The organism is Pseudomonas sp. BN606, from assembly GCF_029873115.1.
Taxonomy (GTDB): Bacteria; Pseudomonadota; Gammaproteobacteria; order Pseudomonadales; family Pseudomonadaceae; genus Metapseudomonas.
Genome location: NZ_SSOF01000037.1, coordinates 1 through 23,272 on the forward strand (window position 1 = coordinate 1; position 23,272 = coordinate 23,272).

At 62.4% G+C, this 23,272-nt stretch carries 27 protein-coding genes; 12 read left to right on the plus strand and 15 right to left on the minus strand.

Annotated features, from left to right (window positions below; genetic code table 11):
- The 4 genes from arcD to E8E75_RS02885 form a co-directional block, all read right to left on the minus strand.
- Positions 1–1,230, minus strand: a 1,230-nt coding sequence (gene arcD / locus E8E75_RS02870) for an arginine-ornithine antiporter (RefSeq protein ID WP_280357965.1), incomplete at its 3' end; no start/stop codon positions are given.
- Positions 1,231–1,652: 422 nt separating this feature from the next.
- The gene (locus E8E75_RS02875; RefSeq protein ID WP_280357967.1) at positions 1,653–2,327 is read right to left on the minus strand and encodes a MarC family NAAT transporter; all 675 of its coding nucleotides are present in this window, start codon (positions 2,325–2,327) and stop codon (positions 1,653–1,655) included.
- 309 nt (positions 2,328–2,636) lie between these two features.
- Positions 2,637–3,380 (minus strand): anti-sigma factor, encoded by a 744-nt coding sequence (locus E8E75_RS02880; protein WP_120651322.1) that lies wholly within the window; start codon positions 3,378–3,380, stop codon positions 2,637–2,639.
- Positions 3,377–3,883 carry a sigma-70 family RNA polymerase sigma factor gene (locus E8E75_RS02885; RefSeq protein ID WP_120651323.1) on the minus strand — a complete coding sequence of 169 codons (507 nt, stop codon included), beginning with the start codon at positions 3,881–3,883 and terminating at the stop codon, positions 3,377–3,379. Before E8E75_RS02885 ends, E8E75_RS02880 begins: the two co-directional genes overlap by 4 nt.
- Before the next feature lie 139 nt (positions 3,884–4,022).
- On the opposite strand from E8E75_RS02885, the gene E8E75_RS02890 reads away from it, so the two are divergent.
- The 4 genes from E8E75_RS02890 to E8E75_RS02905 all read left to right on the plus strand — a co-directional run bounded on the left by E8E75_RS02890 (position 4,023) and on the right by E8E75_RS02905 (position 6,399).
- Positions 4,023–5,081: a catalase family peroxidase gene (locus E8E75_RS02890; protein WP_153922087.1), complete on the plus strand. Its 1,059-nt coding sequence runs from the start codon at positions 4,023–4,025 to the stop codon at positions 5,079–5,081.
- Positions 5,078–5,638, plus strand: a complete 561-nt coding sequence (locus tag E8E75_RS02895; RefSeq protein ID WP_120651325.1) for a cytochrome b/b6 domain-containing protein — start codon at positions 5,078–5,080, stop codon at positions 5,636–5,638. The genes E8E75_RS02890 and E8E75_RS02895 overlap by 4 nt, the downstream gene beginning before the upstream one ends.
- Before the next feature lie 45 nt (positions 5,639–5,683).
- Positions 5,684–5,941 (plus strand): DUF2790 domain-containing protein, encoded by a 258-nt coding sequence (locus tag E8E75_RS02900; protein WP_120651326.1) that lies wholly within the window; start codon positions 5,684–5,686, stop codon positions 5,939–5,941.
- Between the two features lie 137 nt (positions 5,942–6,078).
- A complete protein-coding gene (locus E8E75_RS02905; protein WP_153922091.1) occupies positions 6,079–6,399 on the plus strand; it encodes a hypothetical protein in 321 nt (106 codons plus the stop codon).
- Position 6,400: 1 nt separating this feature from the next.
- Here E8E75_RS02905 and E8E75_RS02910 read toward each other — a convergent pair whose 3' ends face one another.
- Positions 6,401–7,387 (minus strand): magnesium transporter CorA family protein, encoded by a 987-nt coding sequence (locus E8E75_RS02910; RefSeq protein WP_120651328.1) that lies wholly within the window; start codon positions 7,385–7,387, stop codon positions 6,401–6,403.
- 128 nt (positions 7,388–7,515) lie between these two features.
- Between E8E75_RS02910 and E8E75_RS02915 the strand changes: the two genes are divergently transcribed.
- Positions 7,516–8,616: a 2OG-Fe(II) oxygenase gene (locus E8E75_RS02915; protein WP_120651329.1), complete on the plus strand. Its 1,101-nt coding sequence runs from the start codon at positions 7,516–7,518 to the stop codon at positions 8,614–8,616.
- Positions 8,617–8,673: 57 nt separating this feature from the next.
- The gene (locus tag E8E75_RS02920) at positions 8,674–9,003 is read left to right on the plus strand and encodes a DUF5629 family protein (RefSeq protein WP_153922094.1); all 330 of its coding nucleotides are present in this window, start codon (positions 8,674–8,676) and stop codon (positions 9,001–9,003) included.
- Positions 9,004–9,098: 95 nt separating this feature from the next.
- Here the strand turns inward: E8E75_RS02920 and E8E75_RS02925 are convergent, their stop codons facing one another.
- Entirely contained in the window at positions 9,099–9,689 is a 591-nt protein-coding gene (locus tag E8E75_RS02925) for an XRE family transcriptional regulator (protein WP_256660967.1), read from the minus strand.
- A 58-nt stretch (positions 9,690–9,747) separates the two neighbouring features.
- Here E8E75_RS02925 and rhtA point away from each other — a divergent pair, with 58 nt between their 5' ends.
- Together rhtA and epsC are read left to right on the plus strand one after the other, a co-directional pair.
- On the plus strand, positions 9,748–10,641 hold the full coding sequence (gene rhtA, locus E8E75_RS02930; protein ID WP_120651332.1) for a threonine/homoserine exporter RhtA: 894 nt from the start codon (positions 9,748–9,750) through the stop codon (positions 10,639–10,641).
- Positions 10,642–10,732: 91 nt separating this feature from the next.
- Entirely contained in the window at positions 10,733–11,674 is a 942-nt protein-coding gene (gene epsC / locus E8E75_RS02935; RefSeq protein ID WP_120651333.1) for a serine O-acetyltransferase EpsC, read from the plus strand.
- A gap of 173 nt (positions 11,675–11,847) precedes the next feature.
- Here the strand turns inward: epsC and E8E75_RS02940 are convergent, their stop codons facing one another.
- Positions 11,848–12,978 carry a M14-type cytosolic carboxypeptidase gene (locus E8E75_RS02940; protein ID WP_153922097.1) on the minus strand — a complete coding sequence of 377 codons (1,131 nt, stop codon included), beginning with the start codon at positions 12,976–12,978 and terminating at the stop codon, positions 11,848–11,850.
- Positions 12,979–13,082: 104 nt separating this feature from the next.
- A complete protein-coding gene (locus tag E8E75_RS02945) occupies positions 13,083–13,742 on the minus strand; it encodes a DUF480 domain-containing protein (RefSeq protein WP_153922100.1) in 660 nt (219 codons plus the stop codon).
- Between the two features lie 443 nt (positions 13,743–14,185).
- On the opposite strand from E8E75_RS02945, the gene E8E75_RS02950 reads away from it, so the two are divergent.
- Positions 14,186–14,623 carry a hypothetical protein gene (locus tag E8E75_RS02950; protein ID WP_153922103.1) on the plus strand — a complete coding sequence of 146 codons (438 nt, stop codon included), beginning with the start codon at positions 14,186–14,188 and terminating at the stop codon, positions 14,621–14,623.
- Between the two features lie 178 nt (positions 14,624–14,801).
- On the opposite strand, the gene E8E75_RS02955 is transcribed toward E8E75_RS02950, so the two are convergent.
- Both E8E75_RS02955 and E8E75_RS02960 read right to left on the minus strand, forming a co-directional pair.
- Entirely contained in the window at positions 14,802–15,092 is a 291-nt protein-coding gene (locus E8E75_RS02955) for a hypothetical protein (RefSeq protein WP_120651337.1), read from the minus strand.
- Between the two features lie 83 nt (positions 15,093–15,175).
- Complete coding sequence (locus E8E75_RS02960; RefSeq protein WP_153922107.1) at positions 15,176–15,685, minus strand: hypothetical protein; 510 nt, start codon at positions 15,683–15,685, stop codon at positions 15,176–15,178.
- Here E8E75_RS02960 and E8E75_RS02965 point away from each other — a divergent pair.
- Complete coding sequence (locus tag E8E75_RS02965; protein WP_120651339.1) at positions 15,678–15,908, plus strand: DUF2789 domain-containing protein; 231 nt, start codon at positions 15,678–15,680, stop codon at positions 15,906–15,908. The genes E8E75_RS02960 and E8E75_RS02965 overlap by 8 nt on opposite strands.
- 51 nt (positions 15,909–15,959) lie before the next feature.
- Here the strand turns inward: E8E75_RS02965 and E8E75_RS02970 are convergent, their stop codons facing one another.
- Positions 15,960–16,703, minus strand: coding sequence for an SDR family oxidoreductase (locus tag E8E75_RS02970; protein WP_120651340.1), 744 nt, complete (start codon positions 16,701–16,703; stop codon positions 15,960–15,962).
- A 127-nt stretch (positions 16,704–16,830) separates the two neighbouring features.
- Here E8E75_RS02970 and E8E75_RS02975 point away from each other — a divergent pair, with 127 nt between their 5' ends.
- Both E8E75_RS02975 and ptrC read left to right on the plus strand, forming a co-directional pair.
- Positions 16,831–17,742 (plus strand): LysR family transcriptional regulator, encoded by a 912-nt coding sequence (locus E8E75_RS02975; RefSeq protein ID WP_153922110.1) that lies wholly within the window; start codon positions 16,831–16,833, stop codon positions 17,740–17,742.
- Positions 17,743–17,980: 238 nt separating this feature from the next.
- Positions 17,981–18,175 (plus strand): type III secretion system co-regulatory protein PtrC, encoded by a 195-nt coding sequence (gene ptrC, locus E8E75_RS02980; protein WP_120651342.1) that lies wholly within the window; start codon positions 17,981–17,983, stop codon positions 18,173–18,175.
- A 1-nt stretch (position 18,176) separates the two neighbouring features.
- Here the strand turns inward: ptrC and E8E75_RS02985 are convergent, their stop codons facing one another.
- The 4 genes from E8E75_RS02985 to E8E75_RS03000 form a co-directional block, all read right to left on the minus strand.
- A complete protein-coding gene (locus tag E8E75_RS02985; RefSeq protein ID WP_280357981.1) occupies positions 18,177–20,420 on the minus strand; it encodes a xanthine dehydrogenase family protein molybdopterin-binding subunit in 2,244 nt (747 codons plus the stop codon).
- A gap of 11 nt (positions 20,421–20,431) precedes the next feature.
- The gene (locus E8E75_RS02990) at positions 20,432–20,890 is read right to left on the minus strand and encodes a (2Fe-2S)-binding protein (protein ID WP_120651344.1); all 459 of its coding nucleotides are present in this window, start codon (positions 20,888–20,890) and stop codon (positions 20,432–20,434) included.
- Positions 20,891–20,996: 106 nt separating this feature from the next.
- Positions 20,997–21,926 carry an AraC family transcriptional regulator gene (locus E8E75_RS02995; RefSeq protein ID WP_153922116.1) on the minus strand — a complete coding sequence of 310 codons (930 nt, stop codon included), beginning with the start codon at positions 21,924–21,926 and terminating at the stop codon, positions 20,997–20,999.
- Between the two features lie 198 nt (positions 21,927–22,124).
- The gene (locus E8E75_RS03000) at positions 22,125–23,147 is read right to left on the minus strand and encodes a zinc-dependent alcohol dehydrogenase family protein (protein WP_120651346.1); all 1,023 of its coding nucleotides are present in this window, start codon (positions 23,145–23,147) and stop codon (positions 22,125–22,127) included.
- Positions 23,148–23,272 lie beyond the last annotated feature (125 nt).

Below are 23,272 nucleotides of genomic sequence, written 5' to 3' on the forward strand. Positions count from 1 at the left end.
CTGCTCGTAGGTTTCGTGGCGCCAGGCCAACAGCAAGGCATAGGCCGCGGACCAGAAATACGGCACCAGGATCATCGAGGTGGCCAGGTACAGCAGGCTGAGGTAGGTGGAGCTGTTGAACAGGGTGATGATCAGGAACAGCTGGATCAGGCCGTTGGACAACCACAGCGCGTTGGCCGGAACCTGATTGGCGTTCTCCTTGCGCAGGAACTCCGGCATGGTGTGGTCACGGGCACTGGCGAAGAGTATCTCGGCGCAGAGCAAGGTCCACGACAACAGGGCTCCGGCCAGGGAGACGATCAGCCCTACACTGATCAGCACCGCGCCCCAGTGGCCCACTACGCCTTCCAGTACACCGGCCATTGACGGGTTCTTCAAACCAGCCAATTGCGCCTGGGCCATGATCCCCTGGGAGAGCACATTGACCAGAACCAGGAGCAGCAGCACGGCGACGAACCCGACGACCGTGGCCTTGCCGACGTCGCTGCGCTTCTCGGCACGGGCGGAAAAGATGCTCGCCCCTTCGATGCCGATGAAGACCCAGACCGTGACCAGCATCATGCTGCGCACCTGATTCATCACGGTGCCCAGGTCGCTGTTGCCGGCGCCCCAGAAGTCGGAGGTGAACACATCCAGCTTGAAGGCGACCGCAGCAATCACGATGAACAGCGCCAGCGGCACCATCTTGGCGATGGTGGTCAGGGTATTGATGAACGTAGCTTCCTTGATACCTCGCAACACCAGGAAGTGCAGGAGCCACAGCAGCACTGAGGCGCAAATGATCGCCGGAAGCGTATTGCCCTCGCCAAATACGGGAAAGAAGAAACCAAGAGTGCTGAACAACAGCACCATGTAGCTGACGTTGCCGATCCAGGCACTGATCCAGTAGCCCCAGGCCGAAGAGAAGCCCATGTAGTCGCCAAACCCGGCCTTGGCGTAGGCATACACTCCACCATCGAGCTTGGGCTTGCGATTGGCGAGGGTCTGGAAAACGAACGCCAGCATCAGCATGCCGACCCCGGTGATCAGCCAGCCGATCAGCGTGGCGCCAGCACTTGCACTGGCAGCCACGTTCTGTGGTAGTGAAAAGATCCCGCCGCCGACCATCGAACCAACAACCAGGGCGATCAGTGCGCCGACCTTCAACTTGTCGCTGGAGGCAGCGACTTGCGTTTGTTTACCGGGCTCAGCCGGCTTGACCAGGTCTGCGTTGCTGGTTGAATCGACCATGAAAATCTCCTTGCCGAAGTGGCGTCGCGCAAATGGATGGCCGGCCAGCAAGAAATGGTCTCAATCGCACAGCATGACCCTTCGAGTGGTCCACGCCACCGAACAGACTGCTTGAATCGCTGCTGGAGTTGGTTCGCTTCAACTCACGCCCCGCAGCCGGGCACTACTTTTTGGATCGTCCAAGTCGTGGTGTTCACGACAGTTTTGCCTGCTCCGGAGGCAATGGAGCCATACGTCCAGCTGCTTCTCCCGAGTTCGGGGATGTGCTATCGACGGCAGTTGTAAGTGTAGCGAGGATTCGGGAGGGTATTTCCTGACCGTGGATATCCGAACCGGAGCAGGCAGAAAAGTCGCACAAACGGAAATACCTGGCGGCGCTATTAAAGAGAGCAACCAGTCAGCTTCGTGGGTTCTGGATGGATTCATGGATGGCGAAGCACTTGAATGTTGTTATTGATGAGGGTTTGTACAATTTCTATCGAACCATTGATGGCAAACTGAACCCCCATGCACACGAGCAAAAAGCCCATTAAGCGTGATACAGCATCAATTCCCGACGGGCCGGTTACCTTCATGATCAGGTCTGAAGCTCGCAGACAACTCCAGAGTATCAGTGCGGTTAAAAGGAAGATTAATGGCGGCGCTATCAGTATTACCCACGTTGGAAAGGTCGTATTGTTCTTGATGGTGGCGGAAGCACTGATGATCAGCGCAATAGTACCCGGCCCAGCCGTGCTGGGCATGGCCAGCGGAATGAACGCAAAACTGGCTCGTTCTGCCCCGTCGCTGCGAGAGGTAGCTGGCTGTGGAGGTTGAGGGAATAGCATTCTTGCGCCAATTATTATCAGAATTCCGCCACCGGCAATCCGCAAGCCCGGTATGGATATATTGAAGGCGTCCATGATCAATTCGCCTACATAGTAGGTGACTATCATGATTAGAAAGACATTAAGTGCCGTCAGGAATGCCTGCTTGTTCTTTTCTTCGCGATTGAGTCCTTGGGAGAGAGCCAGGAAAAGTGCCACTGTCGTGGGTGGGTTTATCAATGGAAGCAAAGCCAGCAGCCCCAGCATAACGGCGTCGAATAATTCACCCATGCCCAGTCATCCTGAAAATGTCCCGGTGATCCTCCGCACGTGCCTGGCTGCGGAAATCAATCTGCGTCGGTATCGTCGTCTCAATATAGACGTTGAACTGGCTGCATCCCTGAATGGAACTCACTGGTCTATCGGCACAGGAAGCGGCTGTATTAAGAACCCGCCAGAGCCGGGTAGAACTTGCGAAACCATCAGCCATGGTCCGCACGGGTTTCGTGCCTCAACCCATCCTGAGGACCTGCACTGGCGATTCTTGTAGGGGCGATTTCCGTCACCCCTACCCTCTTGTAGTCCCTGCGTATTGGGTGATCAGAACGAAAGCGCCCTGCCCAGAACATCTCCGCGCGGGTCGCCTTCGCGGCTTACCAGCGCGTAGTTGTAGCCATCCCTCGACCAGTACCGCGCCTCCAGTTCGCCGTCGCGACGCTGGCCCCTCTTCATGCTCGGATAGAGCGAGCCCGGCGCTCGCAGGTACAGGCTGACCCGTTGCCCCTGGCCATCCTCGAACAGCAACAACGCCGCGGCCCCCTGCTCCGTCACCAGCCAGCGCCCACCCACCGGGTTGAAGCCATAGGGGCTGAGATCGGGAATCCGCGCCGCGTGGCTGAAGCGCTGGTCCAGCCAGGCCTGGAGTTCTCCGGGCCGGGTCACCTGGATATCGACCACAGGACTCGCCGAAAACAGCCGGTGGGCCTGCAGGGCGTCCTGCATGGGTGGATTCGCGGCCGCGAGGCTCATGTCCCGTGCCTGCCAACCACCGATGCCACCAGCACCCAATGCCAGCACGAAGGACGCGGCCAAGGCGAGGCGCCGCTGCTTGCGCGCGTGCATCGAGCGACGTATCGCCCGGGGGTCCAGGCGCGGGTTAGGTGCCAACCCCGGACTGGCGAGTGCCGCCCGTAGCGCCTGAGCGTCGCGGCGCCAGGCTTCCACTTGCGCCGCCGCCTCAGGGTTGGCTGCCAGATAAGCCTCCACCGCCTGGCGTTGCTCAGCATCCAGCTGGCCGTCGAGATAGGCGTGCAGGTCGTCTTCACCGGGATGGAATACGTTCATTTGAGTACCCGAAGCTGAGGGTTGGACATCTCGCCCTCGGCCAGTTCGCGCAGCGCCTTGCGCGCGCGGGACAGCCTGGACATCACGGTGCCGATGGGGATTGCCAGGGTTTCAGCGATCTCCTTGTAGCTGAGCCCTTCGACGCTCACCAGCAGCAACAGCGCACGCTGCTCCGCCGGCAGCCGGCCAAAGGCTTCCAGGGTGGCCTGGTTGACCACGAGGTCCTCGGTGGACGGCGCTTCCTCACTACGCGCGCCGAAGAACTCCAGCAGCCGCGCATGACGTCGGGCGCGGCGCTGACCATCGAGGAACTGCCGGTAGAGGATGGAAAACAACCAGGCGCGCAGGTTGCCGTCGCCCTTGCTGCTCCAGCGGGAAAGCGCTCGTTCCAGTGTCGCCTGGACCAGGTCGTCGGCACTGCTGGCATTGCGCGTCAGCCACAGAGCAAAACGCCGCAGTCGCTGTAACAACTCCCGCAGTTCCGCGTCTTCAATCATGTTCATAGCCAGTTCGTGTGCCGCTCTTGCCAAGGGTGCGACGGGTAGACGCGCGAAGCAGGATTTTATTCCCGGCCGGGAATAAAGGTCGCCCGCCTGCGTCATACCGGCTCATGGACAAGGGCATATCGCCCGGGAGTATCGCATGAGCAAGGCAACACCCAAGGGATTAGACCTGGCGGCACGGCTGGCCGTGATCAGCCTGACCATTGGCGGCCTGGCAGCAGGCTTCGCCTATGCCGCCGGCTGGATCGGCGGCGAACGTCTGACGCCACAACAAATCATCGACGCCTTCGAGGCCAACGCCGGGAAGTTTCCCGGCTACCGCAAGAACCACGCGAAAGGCATCTGCATTACCGGGCACTTCGAGAGCAGCGGCCAAGCGACAAGCCTGTCCCGCGCCAGCGCATTCGCGCCCGGCAAAGTGCCGGTGATCGGTCGCCTGGCCATTGGCGGGAGCAATCCGCACGTGCCGGACGCCGGCGTTCCGGTCCGCAGCATGGCCCTGCTCTTCCAGCTACCCGGTGGAGAGCAGTGGCGCACTGGCATGAACTCTTTCCCAGTGTTGCCGGTAGCCACTCCGGAAGCGTTCTACGAACAGGTATTGGCCTCGCGTCCCGACCCCGCTACCGGCAAGCCGGACCCGGCAAAGATGCAGGCATTCTTCGCCGCCCACCCGGAAAGTACTGCCTTCCGCCAATGGGCCCAGACCGCGAAACCCAGCAACAGCTTCGCCAACGTCGCCTACAACGGCGTCAATGCCTTCCGCCTGGTGGATGCCGACGATAATGGCCACTACGTGCGCTGGTCGATGCAGCCCGAGACGCCCTTTGAACCAATTGGCGAAGCCGGTAACGACCCGGAGTTTCTCAGTCATGACCTGCAGCAGCGCCTCTCCCAGGGCCCCCTGCGCTGGCATCTGATACTGACTTTGGCCGACCTCGGGGACCCCATCCACGACGCAACTCGCCAATGGCCGGCCGATCGCAAGCAGGTGGACGCCGGCACCCTGGTGGTGGAAAGCGCCGAATCTCAGGACACCGGCGCCTGCCGCGACATCAACTACGACCCACTGGTGTTGCCCGGCGGCATCGAGGCCTCGGACGACCCGATTCTCGCCGCGCGCTCGGCCGCCTATGCCGTGTCCTACAACCGCCGCACCCGTGAAGGTGCGCCACACCCCGAGCAAGGAGCCCAGCCATGAGCGCACCGACCCATTTCAATCCGTTGCTGCGTGTACTGCACTGGCTGATGGCGATCCTCTTGCTGGCCATGCTGTTCATTGGCGTCAGCATGGTGGGCGACCTGTCCCCCCGCCACAGCTTACTGATTGCCGTGCACAAGCCTCTGGGCCTGGTGCTTCTGGTGCTGGTGCTGATTCGCCTGGCTGTGCGCCTGGCCCGCCCCGTGCCAGAGCTGCCCAGCGACATGCCCGGCTGGCAGCAGAGGATCGCCAAGCTTTCGCACCTGCTGCTCTATGCCCTGATGTTCGCCTTGCCGTTGGTGGGCTGGGCCATGCAATCGGCGGGCGGTTATCCGCTGGTGCTCCACGAGTCCCTGCTACTGCCGCCCATCGTCTCGCAGGACGCGCAGCTCTATGCCCTGTTGCGCCTGGCCCACACTGTACTGGCGTACCTGCTGTTCATCAGCATCCTGGCGCACCTGGCGGCGGCCCTCTACCACGCGCTCATCCGCAGGGATGACGTGCTCTCGAGCATGACCACCGGCAGCGGCATCCCTTCGATGCCCGATGGTCAGTAGACGCGGGACTACCCGCAAATTCCCTCTCCAGCAGGAGAATCCACCATGAAAACCCTTGTAGTCGCCTTGAGCCTCAGCCTTGTCTCCACCGTCGCCCTTGCCGCCAATACGGGCCAGAGCGCACCGCCGGTTACTCAATACGAGTACGGCGTGCACCTGGATATCGCCCGGGTCCTGGAAATGACCGACCTGTCGACTTTCTGCGGCATCGGGCCGGCACGCATGACCTACGAAGACAGCCAGATGCAGACTAAGACCCTGGAGTACCTGGTCTGGGGCACCGGCTGCAAGAACGACTACTGAGAAGGCGTAGGTTGGGCTGAGCGCAACGAAGCCCAACAGCCGATCGTTGGGCTTCGCAAGCTCAGCGCCAACCTACGAAACCCGGGCTCTCGCCAGCGGTCCATAGCAGATTGCCAACCGCGCCCGAGGCCTATCCCTTGAAAAACCCGTTCCCGCTACTGTTCGCCACACTCCTTGCCGCCCAGGCCCACGCCTCCAGCGACCAGGCCTGGAAGGAGCACGACGCCCGCCTGCTCAGTGCCTGCAAGGCCGTCAGTGGTCTGAAGGACGTCCATCCCGCCGGCCAGCCGGTGCTCTTCGATGACCGCCTCGGACTGACCGCCCTGGTGCTCGAGGGTCGCTACCCCCAGCCCCATATGAAAGACCAGCGCGGCCGCGAGCTGTGCCTGTTCGAACGCAAGTCGCGCAAGGCGCATATCGCCGAGGCCGACACCCTGTTGGACACCCGCAAGCCCTGAGTCAGAACCAGCCTTTCCACTTGAACCAGGCATACGGCAGGATCGCCGATACCACCATCAGGCCCAGCGCCACCGGATAGCCGAACGCCCAATCCAGCTCCGGCATCGAGCGAAAGTTCATGCCGTACACCGTGCCCACCAGGGTCGGTGGCAGGAAGAGTACGGCGGCAATGGAAAACACCTTGATGATGCTGTTCTGCTCGATGTCGATCAGCCCCAGGGTGGCGCTGAGGAGGAAGGCGATCTCGTCGAACATCTTTGCCACGTAATCCACCAGGGAGCGGATGTCCCGCTCGATCGAACGCGAGCGATCCAGCCCCTGCTCGCTCAGCCAGAGCTCCGACCACGCATTCGAATAGTCCACTACCCGACCCATGCCGGTCAGGCTCTCGCGCAACTTCACCAGCGCCGAGTTGTGCCGGCCGAGGCGCTTGACCACCTGTTGCAGGTCGGTCCGGCTGCCCTTGCTTCTGGGCGCTGCGCCGCGCTCCTCGCTGAACACCGCGCCGGACATCTCATCCAGTTCACGCTGCATCAGCTCCAGCATGTCGGCAATGTGGTCCACCACACTGCCGCACAGGGAGAGGAATATCTGCTCGCTGGACGCGTGAGTCTCAGGCTCGCGAAGGAACTTGTCCTCCAGGTATTCGAAGAACGGCAGGTTGGCGTAGCGCACTGTCACCAGGTAATCGGGCGCCACCACGAACATCACGTCGCTGGAGATCGGCCGCTGCTCGCGCAGGCCGCTCACCAGGGTGGCATTCATGTAGAGGGTGCCGGCGTGCTGATAGAGGCGCGAGGTTTCCTCGATCTCGACAATGGCCTCGCGGCCTGGAATCTCCACGCCCAGGGCCTCGGCGATGAAAGCCGCTTCCCCCGGTTCGGGGTCCATCAGGTCGATCCACAAGGTGCCTGGCGGAATGGCCACGCCGGGCTGGCCTGCAGTGGCGTGCAGGACGCCGCCATCCTGCGCGTAGTAGTGGATCATCCATTGGCTCCTTGGGCGTCTGGGAATGAGTAAAGCACCGGTCATGCCCTGCGAAGACGCGTCTGGCGGACCGGGAGGCACGCGCCCGGCACCTGGGCTAGGTTGAGACCAAGGCAAAGGAGACAACCATGACCCAGCGCAGATCACCCGTGGAGCCGGGCGAAGCGGTGCCCTGGTTCACCAGCAGCACCCCTAGCCGCGAGCGTTTCACCTTCGACACCGCAGCCGGACGCTACATCGTCCTGAGCTTTCTCGGCTCGACGTCAGACCCGACGGCATCCCGCGTACTCACAGACCTGCTTGCGCGCCGCGAATATTTCAACGACGACCAGGCGAGTTTCTTCGGCGTCATCGTCGACCCGCGCGACCGCGACCAGCAGCGCATCCGCGATTTACTGCCAGGCGTTCGCTTCTTCTGGGACATCGACCGCACAATCTGCAACCTCTACGGCGTCCAGCGGGAAAATGGCGCGATTCGCCAGATGACCTATGTGCTCGACCCGCGGCTGCGGGTGATTGCGGTGCTGCCTATCGCCACGGGTGGCGAAGGCCATGTCGATAACGTCCTCGCCCTGCTCCAGGCGCAGGACCCCGTCCCTGCACCGGCTACCGCCCAGCCTCAGGCGCCGGTCCTGGTGATCCCGCGCATCTTCGAACCCGCCCTGTGCCAGAAACTGATCGATTACTACGAACGTCAGGGCGGAAGCGAATCCGGCTATATGATCGAACGCGACGGCATGACGGTCGAAGTCCTCAAGCACGAACACAAGCGCCGCCGCGATTGCGCATTGGAGGACGAGCAATTGCGCCAGACCTGCATGCACCGCATCACCACGCGACTGATCCCCGAACTGCTGAAGGCCTTCCAATTCAACGCCACACGCATGGAGCGCTACCTGGTCGCCTGTTACGACGCCGCGGAAGGCGGCCACTTCCGCCCCCACCGCGACAACACCACCAAGGGCACCGCACACCGCCGCTTCGCCGTCTCCCTGTTCCTCAACAGCGGCGAGTACGAAGGCGGCCAACTGCGCTTCCCGGAATTCGGCCGCAGCCTCTACTGCGCCCCCACGGGCGGCGCCGTCGTGTTCTCCTGCTCGCTGCTGCACGAGGCCACGCCCGTCACGCAAGGCCGCCGTTACATGTTCCTGCCCTTCCTCTATGACGAAGAGGCCCGGCGCATTCGCGAAGAAAACCAGCAGTACCTGGCCAGTCAGGCCGAGCAGTGATCAGCCACCTGCTTTATCATTTCGCCCCCGCCGCAATTGATGATGGATGAACGCCTGATGACTCACGAAAACCTGCTGGATGCGCTGCTGGCCGCCGATATGCTGCTGATCGACGACCTGCACGCCTGGGAGTTCGATCTCGACTTAGTGCTGGTGGAAGCGCTGCAAGCAGGCCAGCCCGGCGAACCCGAGGCCCAGTTGCTGTGCATTGCGTGCATGGACGGACGCACCCGCCGCGAATGGCGCTTCACCCAGGCGGCCGTGCAATCTGCGCGCTTCGACAGCGCCACCGGTTGCTGGAAACTTGCAGGGGCCGAAGGCGACCACGCCCTGCTCTGCCTGGACGCTGTCGGCGGCGATGCAGAGGATGAAGACGAGCAGGAGTAACACTCCACCACCGGTGCGCGCAGCGCACCGAGTGCAGGATCGGTTCAGCCAAGCGATACCGCTGTACCTGTAAGTGACTGGTGTACCTCTGAGGTTCAGGTCAGCACATTGCGAATGAAGCGGACGAGCACGTCGCCTTCATTGGCATAGGTGTAAAGCTGGTCGCTGCCGAACACCAGGAAATCCCCGGCGCCCACCTGCTGCTTCTCCTCGCCGCGCAGCACACTGAGGCTGCCCTCGATCACGTAGATCATCTCTCGCCAGCCCTCGGCATCCGGTTCAGCCGTATAGCGCTCACCGGGCTCCAGCGACCAGCTCCAGAGTTCGACCTCGTGTCGCGTCGCGGAACTGGCCAGCAGGGTCGCGCGGCTACCCGGCTTGGAGCCGACCCAGGCGACAGCATTGATACGCGAGCGATCGGGACGATCCGGCCGTTGCACCAGGTCCGGGAAAAGCACGCCGAGGGCTGCGGCAATGCGATCCAGCGTGGCGAGGCTGACATTCACATCGCCGCCTTCGATACCCACCAGCATGCGTCGACTGACACCAGCGGCGCCGGCCAGGGCTTCCTGGCTCAGCCCCGCCGCGCGACGCAGGCGGCGAACGTTTTCAGAAACATGTTCGAGGACGTTGGGGCGCTCATCTGACTTGGGCAACATATTGCTCACACCCTGGCTTTTGCGCATTATGTTGCACATAACCAGTAAAACACGCCACCCCTGCCGTCTTGCCGGATCTGCCTCCATGACCTCGCTGTCGCGTCGCCTTGCTTCCACCCTGCTACCCGTTGCCGTCCTCATGGTGGCCATGGCCTCGATCCAGAGTGGCGCCTCCCTGGCCAAGTCACTGTTCCCGGTTATCGGCGCCCAGGGCACCACAGCACTACGCCTGGTGTTCGCCGCCGTCATCCTTACGCTGATCCTGCGCCCGTGGCGCGCGCGCATCAGCAAGAATTCCCTGCTGCCGCTGATCATGTACGGCCTCGCACTGGGCGGCATGAACCTGCTCTTCTACATGTCACTGCGTACCATTCCGCTGGGCATCGCCGTCGCCCTGGAATTCACCGGCCCGTTGGCCGTGGCGCTGTTCGCATCGCGCCGGGCGATCGACTTCATCTGGATTGGCCTGGCGGTACTGGGCCTCTGGCTTCTCCTGCCGCTGGGCAAGAGCGAAGGCCACCTGGACCTGACCGGCATGGCCTACGCACTTGGCGCGGGCGTCTGCTGGGCTCTTTACATCCTCTACGGCGCGCGTGCCGGTAACGACCATGGCATGCAAGGCGCTGCCCTGGGGGTGCTGGTAGCAGCCCTGTTCGTCGCCCCGATTGGCATCGCCCATGCCGGCGCCGACTTGCTGCGCCCGGAACTGTTGCCCGTGGCGCTGGCCGTCGCCCTGCTTTCCACCGCCATTCCCTACACCCTGGAAATGGTCGCCCTCACCCGCCTGCCGGCGCAGACCTTCGGCACCCTGATGAGCATCGAACCAGCCTTTGGTGCTCTCTCGGGCCTGATCTTCCTTGGTGAACAGCTTTCGCTGCTGCAATGGTTGGCAATCCTCTGCATCATCCTTGCGTCCGTCGGTTGCACCGTCACCGCGACACCCCGCCAACAGACCCCGCCACTGGTACCCGCCGACTGAGCACGGGCATTTCCGTTGAACACCCTCTTGCGGAAGTCAGGTAATTCTCCGCACGCTATAGCGATCCGGACCGCGCCTTACAGGTACCTCAATGAACAGACTTCCCTATGTCGCCACCGGCTGCCAGCCGGTGAACTGGCAACTCGACCAGATCGTCAACGACCTGCGCGACGCCCGTGCCCAATGGCGCGCCCAACATGGCCGCCTGCAGGACCGTGGCGGTCGTGAACTGCCGTCGCGCGTTACCGTCGGGCAGATCATTGAAGCCCTGTCCGGCGCCCTCTTCCCCATGCGCCTCGGCCCGGCTGATCTGCGCGAGGAAAGCGAGGACTTCTACGTCGGCCATACCCTGGACGTGGTGCTCAACGCGCTGGCCGGCGAAGTGCGCCGTGAACTGTCCTATGCCGCGCGCCAGAACGGCGTCAGCGGCGACGATATCGCCTGCCAGGCGATCGAGATCGTCAAAGGGTTCGCCGCCACCCTGCCCAAGCTGCGGATACTGCTGGACACCGACGTGCTGGCCGCCTACCAGGGCGACCCGGCAGCCCGCAGCGTGGATGAGGTACTGATCTGCTATCCGGGTGTGCATGCAGTCATCCACCATCGCCTCGCCCACTACTTCTACACGGCCGGCCTGCCGCTGCTGGCACGGATGATCGCCGAGATCGCCCACTCGGCCACGGGCATCGACATCCACCCCGGCGCCCAGATCGGCAAGAGCTTCTTCATCGATCATGGCACCGGCGTGGTCATCGGCGAGACGGCAATCATCGGTGAGCGGGTGCGCATCTATCAGGCCGTGACCCTGGGCGCCAAACGCTTCCCCGCAGACGAGGAAGGCAACCTGCAGAAGGGCCAGCCGCGCCACCCGATCGTCGAAGACGACGTAGTGATCTATGCCGGCGCCACCATCCTCGGCCGTATCACCATCGGCAAGGGCTCCACCATCGGCGGTAACGTCTGGCTGACCCGCAGCGTGCCGGAGCACAGCAACATCACCCAGGCGAACCTGCAGAACGAGTCGGGGGTGTAAGGCCGTTTGTGGCAGCCAATTATTGTGGGAGCGAACTCATTCGCGATTGAAATCGCTCCCACATTGGCCTGACAGGCGCTCGACAGAGCCCCCCTCTGCAAACCCTATCCGGCCAGCCCATGCAATAAACAAAACCGGCCCCATCAGGGGCCGGTTTTCATTGCGCGGTCGTCTCAGCGCAGCTTGTCGACCATCGCGGCGATCACCGACAGCACATCCTTGCCCAATCGCTTGGAACGATCACCGTTCCAGGCCGTACGCGGGTGCGGATTGTCGTCGTGGTCCTTGAACGGCATTTCGATGGTGAAGGACAGGCAATCGAAAGCCATGCCCACCGCATTGCAGGCCAGCGTGGTATTGGCCTGGCCGGGTTCGTCGCGGGGATAGCCGAACGTCGTCTGGAACTCTGCGCCCATGTCGACTAGACGCTGGCGGAACTCGGATTCCAGGGCTTCCAGGCGCGGCGTGTATCCGGGGTTGCCCTCACAGCCGGCGGTGAACACATGGGGAATTTCCTCGTCACCATGGATGTCGAGGAAAAGGTCCACACCCACCTTGCGCATCTCTTGCTGGACGAAGAACACCTCGGGCGTTTCCGTGTCGTTGGCCGACTGCCAGGCGCGGTTGAGGTCCTTGCCGGCGGCATTGGTGCGCAGGTGGCCACGGAAGGCTCCGTCCGGGTTCATGTTCGGCACCAGATAGAGGTCGGCCTTGGCCAGCAGCGCGTCCAGTTCGGAATCGCCCTGCTTCGACAGACGCTCGATCACGCCTTCCATGTACCACTCGGCCATGTGCTCGCCAGGGTGTTGCTGGGCAATGATCCAGACCTTGCGCTGGGCATTGGGGTTGCGGCTGACCCGAAGCAGCGGAATCTCGCGGCCTTCGATGCTCTTGCCAATTGCCACGATCTCAGCGCCCGCCTTGTCCAGGGCTTCACTGATCAACCATTCGTGGCGCGCGCGGCTGTACGGTTCGAAGTAGGCGAACCAGATCTGCTCGTGGGTGGGCTCCAGAGCGAAGTGCAGGCCCTTGTCGTCGAAGTTGCTGGGGACACGGAACCAGTGAACCTGATCATAGGAGGCGGCGGCGTTGTAGCCGGTCCAGGCATGACTGTAGGCGGACTGGCCGGCATTGGTAAGGCTGAAGCTGTGGCGCTGGCCGGGGGTCAGGCCGTCGGCTTTGAAGTGGAACCACTGGAAGTGGTGGCTCTTCAGGTCCGGACGCATGGCCAGCAGCACCTGTTGCGGGTTGCTGGCGTCAATTACTTCGATATTGCCGCTGTCGAAGTCCGAGCTGATCTTCATGGATACCTCAGGGGCGGTGTTTCACGGTTGCGACAGCATCGCAGGTCGAATCGTGCGGGGAAATCGTCGGGGCGACATCGACGGACAGCCGGCGCCCCGCAGGGTCACTCGCCGCGATCTTCCAGACGAGCCAGGCGTGCTTCCAGGTCGGCGACCCGAGCTTCCAACTCTTCGATCCGCGCATCAGCGGCGGCGCGTGACTCGCCCCGCTCCGGCTGGCTGGCACGAGCCTCCAGCAGCGCCTCCAGATCGGCCGGTTCGCCCATCAGGTGCATGTAGCGATCTTCCCGCTGGCCGCCCTGGCGCGGCATCAATACCGCCAGCCCGCGGGCGATCAGGCGTTCGAGCTGGTGCCGGACGTCCTCGGTATCGTCGAAGTCGGTCAGGCGATTGCTACGGGTCAGCAGCTCACCGAGGGTCTGCGGGCCGCGCAGGAGTAGCAGGCCGATAAGGATCAACTGCGGCTGCACCACTTCCAGCGCCTTGTCAGCTCGCTGCTCCCAACGGTCTGCACGGCTGCCCATCACCAGCTTCACCAGGTTCCGCGCCTCGAGGTTGCGCAGCGACTGCCCAGCCTGCCCGGGCGTGACATTCATTACCGGCTCGCGGCTGGTCTTCTGGTTGCAGGCCAGCACCAGGGCGTTAAGGGTCAACGGGTAGGACTCGGGTGTTGTGGCCTGTTTTTCAATCAGGCTCCCGAGCAACCGAGCCTCGATTGCATTGAGTGGCGCGTCGGCAAATTGGGCATGGATCTCGGTGGACATAGCACTATCCGTTTGCTGAAAAGTGCCACTAGCCTAGTCCCCGCCGGCTGGCGAGAAAAGCATTCCTCCCTGCCGCCTTCCAATCAGTGTTTTCAGGGCAGGCAGCAGAAGTGTTCGACAACTGACGCAGCCGCTCTGGAATAGCCATCACAGATAGCTAACCGGGTTGGAATGAGTGGAGACTGATACTTCAGTGGTGATGTTTGAAGGGTGCCGCAGCCATATCCAATCGCATAATTCGATTATACCAATTTCAGGAAAAAGCCTTTCCACTTTGCGCAACCACTCCCTGAAAAATCTCTTAAGCCATTGTTTTTAATGATATCTCCACAACTATCATTAACGTCGATGGTAACCATTACACAGGATCACTTCTTCATCGAAATCACATCAGTAACATGGGCCCCGTAGACAAATTCCAACCCTCCACGAGGTGCCCGAAAATGAAAAAGCAAATCCTTGCCAGCCTGTTCATCGCCAGCCTGTCTGCCACTGCCTTTGCCCTGCCGAAAGGCGTCACCGTTACTGAAAGTGGTTCAGATCGCACCTCGATCCATCGCGTAGCTGAAGGTGGCGCCGACCGTACCGGTACCAACCGCATTGCCGAAAACGGCTCCGAGCGTTCGCAATCCCTGCGCGTTGCCGAAGGTGGCTCCGACCGCACCAAAGCCTTCGATGTCGCCGAAAACGGCTCCGAGCGTTCCCAGTCCCTGCGTGTTGCCGAAGGTGGTTCCGACCGCACCAAAGCCTTCGATGTCGCCGAAAACGGCTCCGAGCGCTCCCAGTCCCTGCGCGTTGCTGAAGGTGGCTCCGACCGTACCAATGCCTTCCGCGTAGCCGAAGGTGGTGCCGACCGCACTGGTGCCAACCGCATCAGCTGATCCCGGAGCAATCAAGAGGCAGGCAATTACGATGTATGCAGTTTCTCGAAAGGCAGAAGGCGCCACTTGTGGCGCCTTCTTTCATTTCGGGAGATCGGAAAAGATCACTTCAGGTTACGTGGCATAGCGCTTCGCGGGATGGGACTCACCCTTCCAGCCGCACAGTCACCCCTTCCCCTTACTTCACCAGGCTCAGTCGTTTGTCGGTGAACACGCAGATCACCCCGGCCTCGTTGTACATCACCTGGTAATTGAAGTCGCAGTAGGCCGCCGCCACGCTCAGCGGCAGGGACTGGTTGACGGCTTTGCCCGCCTTGAACCAGGACATCTGGCCGGATTTGCACAGCTTGGCCTCGGCATCGGTACTGTAGGTACACAGCACAGCCTGGTCGATGGGCTCTTCTTTCAGGCAACCAGCCAGCGGCAGGGCCACGAGACCGACGAGTGCGAGTTTCTTCAATGGGGACATGGAGAGCTCCGTGTTGGGTCGATCCGCCATATGCGGACCCGGGACCTTTGATCCATGGCCCCGCGCCGGGTTCCGCAACTGGATCAGGTATAGCCGGTATAAAGCAGCATTCCCCAGGACATCAGGAAAGTTGCCGCCAGCCCGACCAGGTAGTAGCCGCCCGCAAGCAACAGCTTGAAGGACAGCCGACGGGGTGAATCGTGGATCAGTGGAAGAGCGGAAATGGCCGGCACCAGAAACATACCGAACGTGCTCAAGCTGGAATTGAACAGCCAGTGGATCTGGAAGAACTCATGGAGAAACTGGGCAAGGAAAATGAACAGGACGGGTGACCAGACAGGGGCGACCAGCAGCGTAGCCTCCACCGGGTCCCGGAATGAATGTTTCTGCTCGCTCTGGATGCCCATTCCGCCCCCCATGCAGGTGGCCCGCGGCTCGATAGCCGCGCTTTTTGTGAGGCTAGACAAGACTGTCGGCAGCGCAAGCCATAGCCGACATGCTGCCATCCGACGGCCCTGGCCGGCACAGGGTCTATAGTCGATGGAAATCTTGTTTTCCGTCGAACGCCCCACCGGAGGCACGTAAATGGACACCAGCCATCACTCCCTCAGCGCCCTCTTCGATCAACTCGGCCTGCCCTCCGGAAAGTCCGAGATAGACAGCTTTGTCGCCGGACATCGTCTGGCGGTGGGACAGGCCCTGCCTGACGCGCCATTCTGGAGCCAGTCCCAGTCCAGCTTCCTGCGCGACGCCCTGCTGGATGACTCCGACTGGGCCGAGGAAGCCGACGAACTGGCGGTACTCTTGAGCAAATAGACGAAACAAAGAAAGGCGGCCACTTGGGCCGCCTTTTTTTGCTGGCTGGGATCAGAAATCCTGAACCGCGGGACGCAGCACCACCTCGTTGATGTCCACGTCGGCCGGTTGCTCAATGGCGTAGGCGATCGCCCGTGCCACAGAATCGGCCGGAATGGCCATCTTGTAGAACTCGCCGACAGCCTGGGTGCTTTCCTGGTGGGAGCTGCCGTGCTTCAGCTCGGAATCCACGGCCCCGGGAGAGATCACCGTCGTACGGATAGAACCATCGACTTCATGGCGCAGACCTTCACTGATAGCGCGTACCGCGAACTTGGTGGCGCTGTAGACGGTGCCGCCCGGGCTGAACACCTTGATGCCGGCCACCGAAGCGACGTTGATGAAGTGACCGCCGCCCTGCTTGCGGAACAGAGGAAGCGCCGCAGCAATCCCGTGGAGTACGCCCATGACGTTGATATCGAACATGCGCGACCACTCGTCCACCTTGACCTCATCCATGGGTGCGATGGCCATCAGTCCCGCGTTGTTCACCAGCACGTCTACGCGACCGAAACGCTGTACCGCACCTTCGATCAGTGCGGCCACCTGCTCGGCCGAAGTCACGTCGGTGGCGATTGCCAGGGCTTCGCCGCCGTTGGCTTCGATCTCGGCGACCAGGCTTTGCAGGCGCTCGACCCGACGCGCACCGAGCACCACCTTGGCACCCTTGGATGCCAGGTGACGGGCGGTGGATTCGCCCAGACCGCTGCTCGCGCCAGTGATGACCACGACCTTGGAAGAAATGTTGTTGCTCATTGAGGGCACTCCAGAGAAGCCCGGAATCAGGATGAATCCGGTAACTGGACGCCAGTATCGGAAAGCTCTTACCGCCACGGAATGGAATAGTTAGGATTTTGAAATTCCAAAAAACGGAACACACACCATGTTCAATCGCATCGAACTTCTGCGCATTCTCTGCGTAGCCGCCGAATCGCCCAGCTTCCGCGAAGCTGCCACCCGCCTGGGTGCTTCGCCGCAGACCGTGACTCGCGCCATCAAGGACCTGGAAGACCAGTTCGGCGAGCCGCTGTTCCACCGCAGCACCCGCCATGTGCAGATCACCGCCTTTGGCGAGCGGCTTGTCAGCCAGGCCCGTGAAGCCCTTGCCGGACTGGACCAGCTGTTCCAGCAACATGGCGGCAAACGCGAAGAAGAAATGGCCGGGCGCGTGGGTATCGCCGCGCCGCGCTCGGTAGGTCGGCGCTTCGTGCTCCCGGTGCTGGCGAAGATCGCCCGTGAGCATCCGCGCATCCATTTCGATATGCGCTTGTCCGACCAGCTCACCGACTCGGTCGAACAACAGATCGACCTCGGCGTGCGCATCGGCTTCATCCGCGACCGCCGCTACATTGCCCGGGCCGTAGCGCAGATTCCGCTACTGGTGGTCGGGGCTCCGGAACTGTTGCAGCGCCACGGCGCACCTGGGACGGTGGACGAGCTGCACCACACGCCCACCACCGCGCTGATCGACAACAACACCGGACGCGTCTGGCCCTGGATGTTTGCCGAGGGGAGGCAGATCCAGCCGGCCAGTGCCGCTTTCTGTACCGACGACCCAGAGAACGAACTGGAAGCCGTGCTGGCCGGATTCGGCTTCGGCCAGCTACCCAGTTACCTGGTCGACCCGCACATCCGCGCCGGCCACTTGAAAGTGGTGCTCCAGGAGCAGGCGCCACCGCCCTGGGAGATGTTCATCTACCGCCCGCAACAAGGCCCGGTATCACCGCGGGTTCGACTCGTCCACGACCTGCTGGTGGAGCATCTGTCCGATCCCACGCTCGTGCCGCAGCGGTAGGCAGCCTTGCGAATGCGTGAGCCTTTGCAGGAGCAAGCTTGCTCGCGAAAGACAGTGTGTGGACTGTTCGCGAGCAAGCTCGCTCCTACAAGTTCGGCAGCTAGCCAGGCGCTCGAGATCCGGTCATGCCATCGACAGAAGTGATGTTCACCATCACGCCCAATCAATTCCGCACTGGACACCTCGGCGGCACTATCACTCCATCGGCCTTGCGGCCAACCGGAACGAGACCAACGCCATGTCCGCCGACCCGCGCATCAGCGACAACCTGTATCAGGTCACCCACGTGACCCTCGATGAACTCCGCCTGCACTTCGAAACCGAAGTGGTAGTCGGCCTGGAAGACGGCAGCCTGGCCGTGCGCAAGGCCCCCACTCCGGTTGCCGAGCGCAAGGCCCTGCGCGAACTGATCTGCGCCGCCCAGGCCGCCTGAATCAGGCCTGCTGCACCTGCTTCGGCAGCGGCAGCTTGTAGATCCGCTGGCCCACCGCCGCGTACAGCGCATTGGCCACCGCCGGCGCAATCGGCGGTACGCCTGGCTCCCCAACCCCGCTAGGCGCTTGTGCCGATGGCATGATGTGCACCTCCACCACTGGCATCTCGTTGATCCGCAGTACCTGGAAGTCGTGGAAGTTGGACTGTTCCACCACCCCGTCCTTCAAGGTGATTGCGCCGTGCAGTGCGGCAGCCAGGCCGTAGCCTATGCCACCTTCCATCTGCGCCCGGATCACGTCTGGATTCACCGCCACCCCGCAATCCACCGCGCAGACCACTCGATCCACCCTGTAGCTGCCATCGGCCTTCACGGTCACTTCCGCCACCTGGGCAACGAAGGAGCCGAAGGATTCGTGCACGGCGATTCCACGTCCGCGCTTCTCGCCCTCTGCACCCGGCTTCAGTGGTTTGTCCCACTCCGCTTTCTGCGCTGCCAGCTCAAGTGCGCCGAGATGGCGTGGCTTCTTGCCGAGCAACCCTTGGCGGTACGCGTAAGGGTCCTTGCCGGCGGTCGTGGCCGCCTGATCGATCAGGGTTTCCACCGCGTAGGCCGTGTGGGTGTGACCCACGGAGCGCCACCACTGCACCGGCACGCCGATGTCATCCGGCGTGTGCAGCTCCACCTGGAGGTTGGGCACCGCGTAGGCCAGGTTGGACGCGCCCTCCACCGAGGTGTGATCAATGCCTTCCTTCACCATCGCCCCCTCGAAGGCCGTGCCCTTGAGGATGGACTGCCCCACCACTCGCTGGTGCCAGCCCTGCAACCGGCCCTCGCCATCCAGCGCCAGGCGCGCCCGGTGCAGATAAGCCGGACGGAAGAAGCCTGCATGGGTGTCATCTTCGCGGGTCCAGACCAGTTTCACCGGTACGTCCTGGCCTTTGGCCCGGGCCGCCTTGGCGATGGCCACCGCCTCCAGGAGGTAGTCCGACTGCGGGTTTGCACGACGACCGAAACTGCCACCCGCGTAGAGCTGGGTCAGGCTGACCTTCTCCACCGGGATGCCCAGGTACTTGGCGATGGCCAACTGATCCACCGTCTGGAATTGCTCGCCGTTCCAGACATCGCATTGTCCCGCGGATATCTTCACCAGGCAGTTCATCGGCTCCATGGCGGCATGGGCCAGATAGGGAAACTCGTAGTCGGCCTCGATCAGCTTGGCTGGCTGTGCCAGGGCCGCGGCGATATCCCCCTGTTTGCCGGCGATTCGGCCCTCCTTGCCGGCGGCCTCGCGGTAGCGGGAGAAGATTTCCTCACTGCCAAGCTTGAACGCCTTGCTTTCATCCCACTCCACGACGAGCGCATCGCGGCCCTGGCGCGCCGCCCAGGTGTTCTTCGCCAGAACCGCTACGCCGGCGCGACCATGCGGCGTGTCGGTGAACTCCACAACCTCCACCACTCCGGGCACGGCCTTGGCCTTGCTCGCATCCACCGACTTCGGCACACCGCCAAAGCGCGGTGGGTAGGCGACTACTGCTACCAGCATGCCGGGCAGCTTGAAGTCCTGGGTAAAGGTGGCGCTGCCGTCGGTCTTGTCGGCGCTGTCCTTGCGGGAAAGACGCTCCTGACCAATCAAGGTGAAATCCTTCGGCGACTTGAGCTGTACCTCGGCCGGCACTGGCTGGCGCGCCGCTGCCTCGGCCAGTTCGCCGAAGCCCGTCTGCTTGCCCGAAGCGGCGTGGCTGACCACCCCCTTGCTCACGGTAATTTCCGCCGCTGGCACCTTCCACTGCTCGGCGGCGGCCGCCACCAGCATGGCGCGGGCGCTGGCACCGGCCTTGCGCATTTGCTCATAGGAATTGGCGATGGCTGAACTGCCGCCTGTTCCCTGCATCGGCCCGAAGGCCAGGTTGTTATAGAGCGCAGCGTTAGCCGGTGCGCCCTCGACCTGTACCTGGCTCCAGTCGGCATCCAGTTCTTCTGCCAGCAAGGTGGCAAGACCGGTGTAGCTGCCCTGCCCCATTTCGACGTGCTTGGCCAGAACGGTCACTCTGCCATCACCGGCAATACGCACGAAGGCATTGGGCATGAAAGGTTCGGCGCTTGCAGCCAGGGCGTCACCGCCTTTCAGCAAGGGGGCAAAGGCGATGCCCAGCGCCAGACCGCCGCTGCCCTTGAGGAAGGTCCGCCGGCTGACATTGAGGATGCCGCTGGCGGCTCGCGTTTCGGTTTCGAACGTGCCCATGTCGACTCTCCTCAGGCCAGGGTGCCGGCCGCTTCATGGATGGCGGCGCGAATGCGCACGTAGGTGGCGCAGCGGCAAATGTTGCCGCTCATCGCTGCATCGATATCGGCGTCGCTGGGTTTGGGATTGACGCGCAACAGAGCCGTGGCGGACATGATCTGCCCGGACTGGCAGTAACCGCACTGCACCACGTCGAGATTGCGCCATGCGGTCTGCACGGCTTTGCCCACCGGGTCTTCAGCCACCGCTTCGACCGTGGTGACCTTCTTACCCACCACCATCGAGACCGGGGTGATGCAGGAGCGGGTCGCCTGGCCGTCGATGTGTACGGTGCAGGCACCGCACAGGGCCATGCCGCAGCCGTACTTGGTTCCGGTGAGGTTGGCGACATCGCGCAAGGCCCACAACAGCGGCATATCTGCAGGCACGTCGAGCTCAACGTCCTTGCCATTAAGGTTCAGGGTAATCATCAGGCGTACCACCTCGGACTGGATGGTTCAGGGAACCGGCCGGCAATGCCGAACCGGCATTCGGGAACAAGACAATGATGGTTCAGGCGCCCCGATCGGGGCGAATTCACGCCGACTGGCGCAAGCGCGCGATATCGCGCAGCGGCGGCGCGCCGAACAGCCGGCTGTATTCACGACTGAATTGCGATGGGCTCTCATAACCCACGCGGCCACCTGCGCTGGCGGCATCCAGGGCTTCCACCAGCATCAGCCGGCGGGCCTCCTGCAAGCGCAGCTGCTTCTGGAACTGCAGCGGGCTCATGGCCGTCATCGCTTTGAAGTGGTGATGCAGGGCCGAGGTGCTCATGTTCACCTCATTGGCCAGGCGTTCGATCTGCAGCGGCTGGTGGAAGTTCTGCCGCAACCAGTTCACGGCGCGGCCGATGCGATGGCCCTGGGTGCCACTGCTGGCAATCTGGCGCAACTGCCCGCCCAGTTCGCCGCGCAGCAGGCGGTAGAGAATCTCCCGGCGAATCATCGGCAATAGCACGGGAATATCTTCAGGTGCGTCCAGCAGGCGCAACAGACGCAGCACGGCATCCTGCAGGGACGCCGTCAGGCCATTGACCGCCAGGCAGCGCGGACAAGGACGCGGCTCCTGGGCAGGGATATCGAGCTCCATCAGCAGCGCGCTGATTTCCTTGGGGTCCAGGGAAAGGCGCAGACTGAGGAAAGGGACTTCCGGGCTGGCTTCGAGCACCTGGCCGATCACCGGGACGTCGACCGATACGATGAGGAACTGCGAGGGCCCGTAGTAATAGGTTTCCTCGCCCAGCAGCACTTTCTTGCGCCCCTGCACCACCAGGCCCAGGGCGGGTTCGTAAAGACAGTGCAGCGGCTCGCTGGGAAGGGAGGTGCGATATACCAGCAAGCCCGGGACATCCGTTTCATAGACGCCGTCTTGCCTGGCGAATCGTTCAATGAAGTGCACCAGGTCCTTCTGCTGGCGCGCAGCCGTATCCGATTCCTGCGCGGCAAGGAGCGCATGTGCATTCATGGTTTCGACCCTCGATGAAGATGGGCCAACTCTACCCATGAGATGCATGGGTAGTCTCGTACCTGGAAGCGGTTCAAGAGAATCAGGCAATAATCCAGCAGAAATCGGCTATCGATCCGGCCGCCTCGCGCGGCACACTGCCCAACATTCCACAACAAGACAGATTCGGGGCGGACCCTAGGGCCCGCCCCGCCTTCCTCAGTCGGCAACCTTCATCACCACACGCCCACCTGCCGGGCAGGTTTCCATGTGACGGTTGGCCTCGACGAAGTCCTCGAACGCGAAGACGCGATCAATCGGAGGCTTCAGCAGATGATCACGGGTCATCTGGTTGATATGGTCCAGCGCCCGCTTGACCGAAGCCTCATTGGTCTCGATGCCCAGCTCCGGCGAACCGGTGAAGTCGAGTACGCAATGACGATAGAACTGCAGATGTTTCTTGAACGCGGCGCAAGCCGGGAACGCTGTGTCGTTACCGCCGTTGCAGCCATAAACGACCAGCTTGCCGCGCTGCGCGGCGACGTCGCCCAGAAGCTTCATCTGCTGGCCGGCGCACTGGTCCAGGACCACTTCGACACCTTTGCCCTGGGTGAAGCGCTCGACCTCCAGGACCAGGTCCTGCTCTTCGGTGACGATGATCTTGTCGGCACCCAGTCCTTTGATAAAGGCACGGCTTTCCGGGTAGCTGGTCGATGCGATCACCTTGGCACCCAACGCCTTGGCCAGCTGCACCGTCTGCGGCGCCAGGCAATGCCCTGCCTCGGTGACCAGTACATGCTGGCCCGGCTTCAGGCCGCCCAGATCTACCAGGGCGAAATAGGCCATCAGCAGCGGCGTGTAGTGGATGGCGGCTTCCTCGGGCGTCAGCGCGTCGGGATAGGCCACCAGCCCATTGCGTGGCATCAGCACCAGATCGCCCCAGGCCGGATGATGGCTCGGCGTGCTGGCCGGGAAGCTGGCAACCGGCGTACCAGGGGTCAGGTCGTCAACGCCTTCGCCAACGGCCTCCACAATGCCGGCCATTTCGGAGCCAAGGCCGGAAGGTAGCTGGGCAGGTTGCTCGGCAGCCAGGTTCTGCCGCCAGAGCACGTCCCGCCAGCCCACACCCAGGGCCTGGGCACGAACCAGTACTTCACCCGGCCCCGGAATGGGGGTGGGCATCTCGTCCAGTTGAAGGACTTCTGGGCCTCCAAACTGGTGAAAACGGATCATGCGGGACATCACATACCTCGCCTGTTGACTCTTCATAGCCACGGACTCTATCCGGGCTTTATCTACAAAACCACCTGCAGCCATTGATAGTTGTCATAAACGGCGATGATGTGAGCCTTGACGACCGGTCATTG

Excerpts from the sequence above, each read along its gene's own strand:
- E8E75_RS02920 (WP_153922094.1), top strand. The coding sequence starts at position 8,674 with ATGACTCACGAAAACCTGCTGGATGCGCTGCTGGCCGCCGATATGCTG.
- E8E75_RS02885 (WP_120651323.1), bottom strand. The coding sequence starts at position 3,883 with ATGAACATGATTGAAGACGCGGAACTGCGGGAGTTGTTACAGCGACTG.
- rhtA (WP_120651332.1), top strand. The coding sequence starts at position 9,748 with ATGACCTCGCTGTCGCGTCGCCTTGCTTCCACCCTGCTACCCGTTGCC.
- epsC (WP_120651333.1), top strand. The coding sequence starts at position 10,733 with ATGAACAGACTTCCCTATGTCGCCACCGGCTGCCAGCCGGTGAACTGG.
- E8E75_RS02875 (WP_280357967.1), bottom strand. The coding sequence starts at position 2,327 with ATGGGTGAATTATTCGACGCCGTTATGCTGGGGCTGCTGGCTTTGCTT.
- E8E75_RS02890 (WP_153922087.1), top strand. The coding sequence starts at position 4,023 with ATGAGCAAGGCAACACCCAAGGGATTAGACCTGGCGGCACGGCTGGCC.
- E8E75_RS02895 (WP_120651325.1), top strand. The coding sequence starts at position 5,078 with ATGAGCGCACCGACCCATTTCAATCCGTTGCTGCGTGTACTGCACTGG.
- E8E75_RS02900 (WP_120651326.1), top strand. The coding sequence starts at position 5,684 with ATGAAAACCCTTGTAGTCGCCTTGAGCCTCAGCCTTGTCTCCACCGTC.
- ptrC (WP_120651342.1), top strand. The coding sequence starts at position 17,981 with ATGTCCGCCGACCCGCGCATCAGCGACAACCTGTATCAGGTCACCCAC.
- E8E75_RS02990 (WP_120651344.1), bottom strand. The coding sequence starts at position 20,890 with ATGATTACCCTGAACCTTAATGGCAAGGACGTTGAGCTCGACGTGCCT.
- E8E75_RS03000 (WP_120651346.1), bottom strand. The coding sequence starts at position 23,147 with ATGTCCCGCATGATCCGTTTTCACCAGTTTGGAGGCCCAGAAGTCCTT.
- E8E75_RS02985 (WP_280357981.1), bottom strand. The coding sequence starts at position 20,420 with ATGGGCACGTTCGAAACCGAAACGCGAGCCGCCAGCGGCATCCTCAAT.
- E8E75_RS02925 (WP_256660967.1), bottom strand. The coding sequence starts at position 9,689 with ATGCGCAAAAGCCAGGGTGTGAGCAATATGTTGCCCAAGTCAGATGAG.
- E8E75_RS02915 (WP_120651329.1), top strand. The coding sequence starts at position 7,516 with ATGACCCAGCGCAGATCACCCGTGGAGCCGGGCGAAGCGGTGCCCTGG.
- E8E75_RS02940 (WP_153922097.1), bottom strand. The coding sequence starts at position 12,978 with ATGAAGATCAGCTCGGACTTCGACAGCGGCAATATCGAAGTAATTGAC.
- E8E75_RS02950 (WP_153922103.1), top strand. The coding sequence starts at position 14,186 with ATGAAAAAGCAAATCCTTGCCAGCCTGTTCATCGCCAGCCTGTCTGCC.
- E8E75_RS02880 (WP_120651322.1), bottom strand. The coding sequence starts at position 3,380 with ATGAACGTATTCCATCCCGGTGAAGACGACCTGCACGCCTATCTCGAC.
- E8E75_RS02970 (WP_120651340.1), bottom strand. The coding sequence starts at position 16,703 with ATGAGCAACAACATTTCTTCCAAGGTCGTGGTCATCACTGGCGCGAGC.
- E8E75_RS02955 (WP_120651337.1), bottom strand. The coding sequence starts at position 15,092 with ATGTCCCCATTGAAGAAACTCGCACTCGTCGGTCTCGTGGCCCTGCCG.
- E8E75_RS02995 (WP_153922116.1), bottom strand. The coding sequence starts at position 21,926 with ATGAATGCACATGCGCTCCTTGCCGCGCAGGAATCGGATACGGCTGCG.
- E8E75_RS02975 (WP_153922110.1), top strand. The coding sequence starts at position 16,831 with ATGTTCAATCGCATCGAACTTCTGCGCATTCTCTGCGTAGCCGCCGAA.
- E8E75_RS02945 (WP_153922100.1), bottom strand. The coding sequence starts at position 13,742 with ATGTCCACCGAGATCCATGCCCAATTTGCCGACGCGCCACTCAATGCA.
- E8E75_RS02965 (WP_120651339.1), top strand. The coding sequence starts at position 15,678 with ATGGACACCAGCCATCACTCCCTCAGCGCCCTCTTCGATCAACTCGGC.
- E8E75_RS02910 (WP_120651328.1), bottom strand. The coding sequence starts at position 7,387 with ATGATCCACTACTACGCGCAGGATGGCGGCGTCCTGCACGCCACTGCA.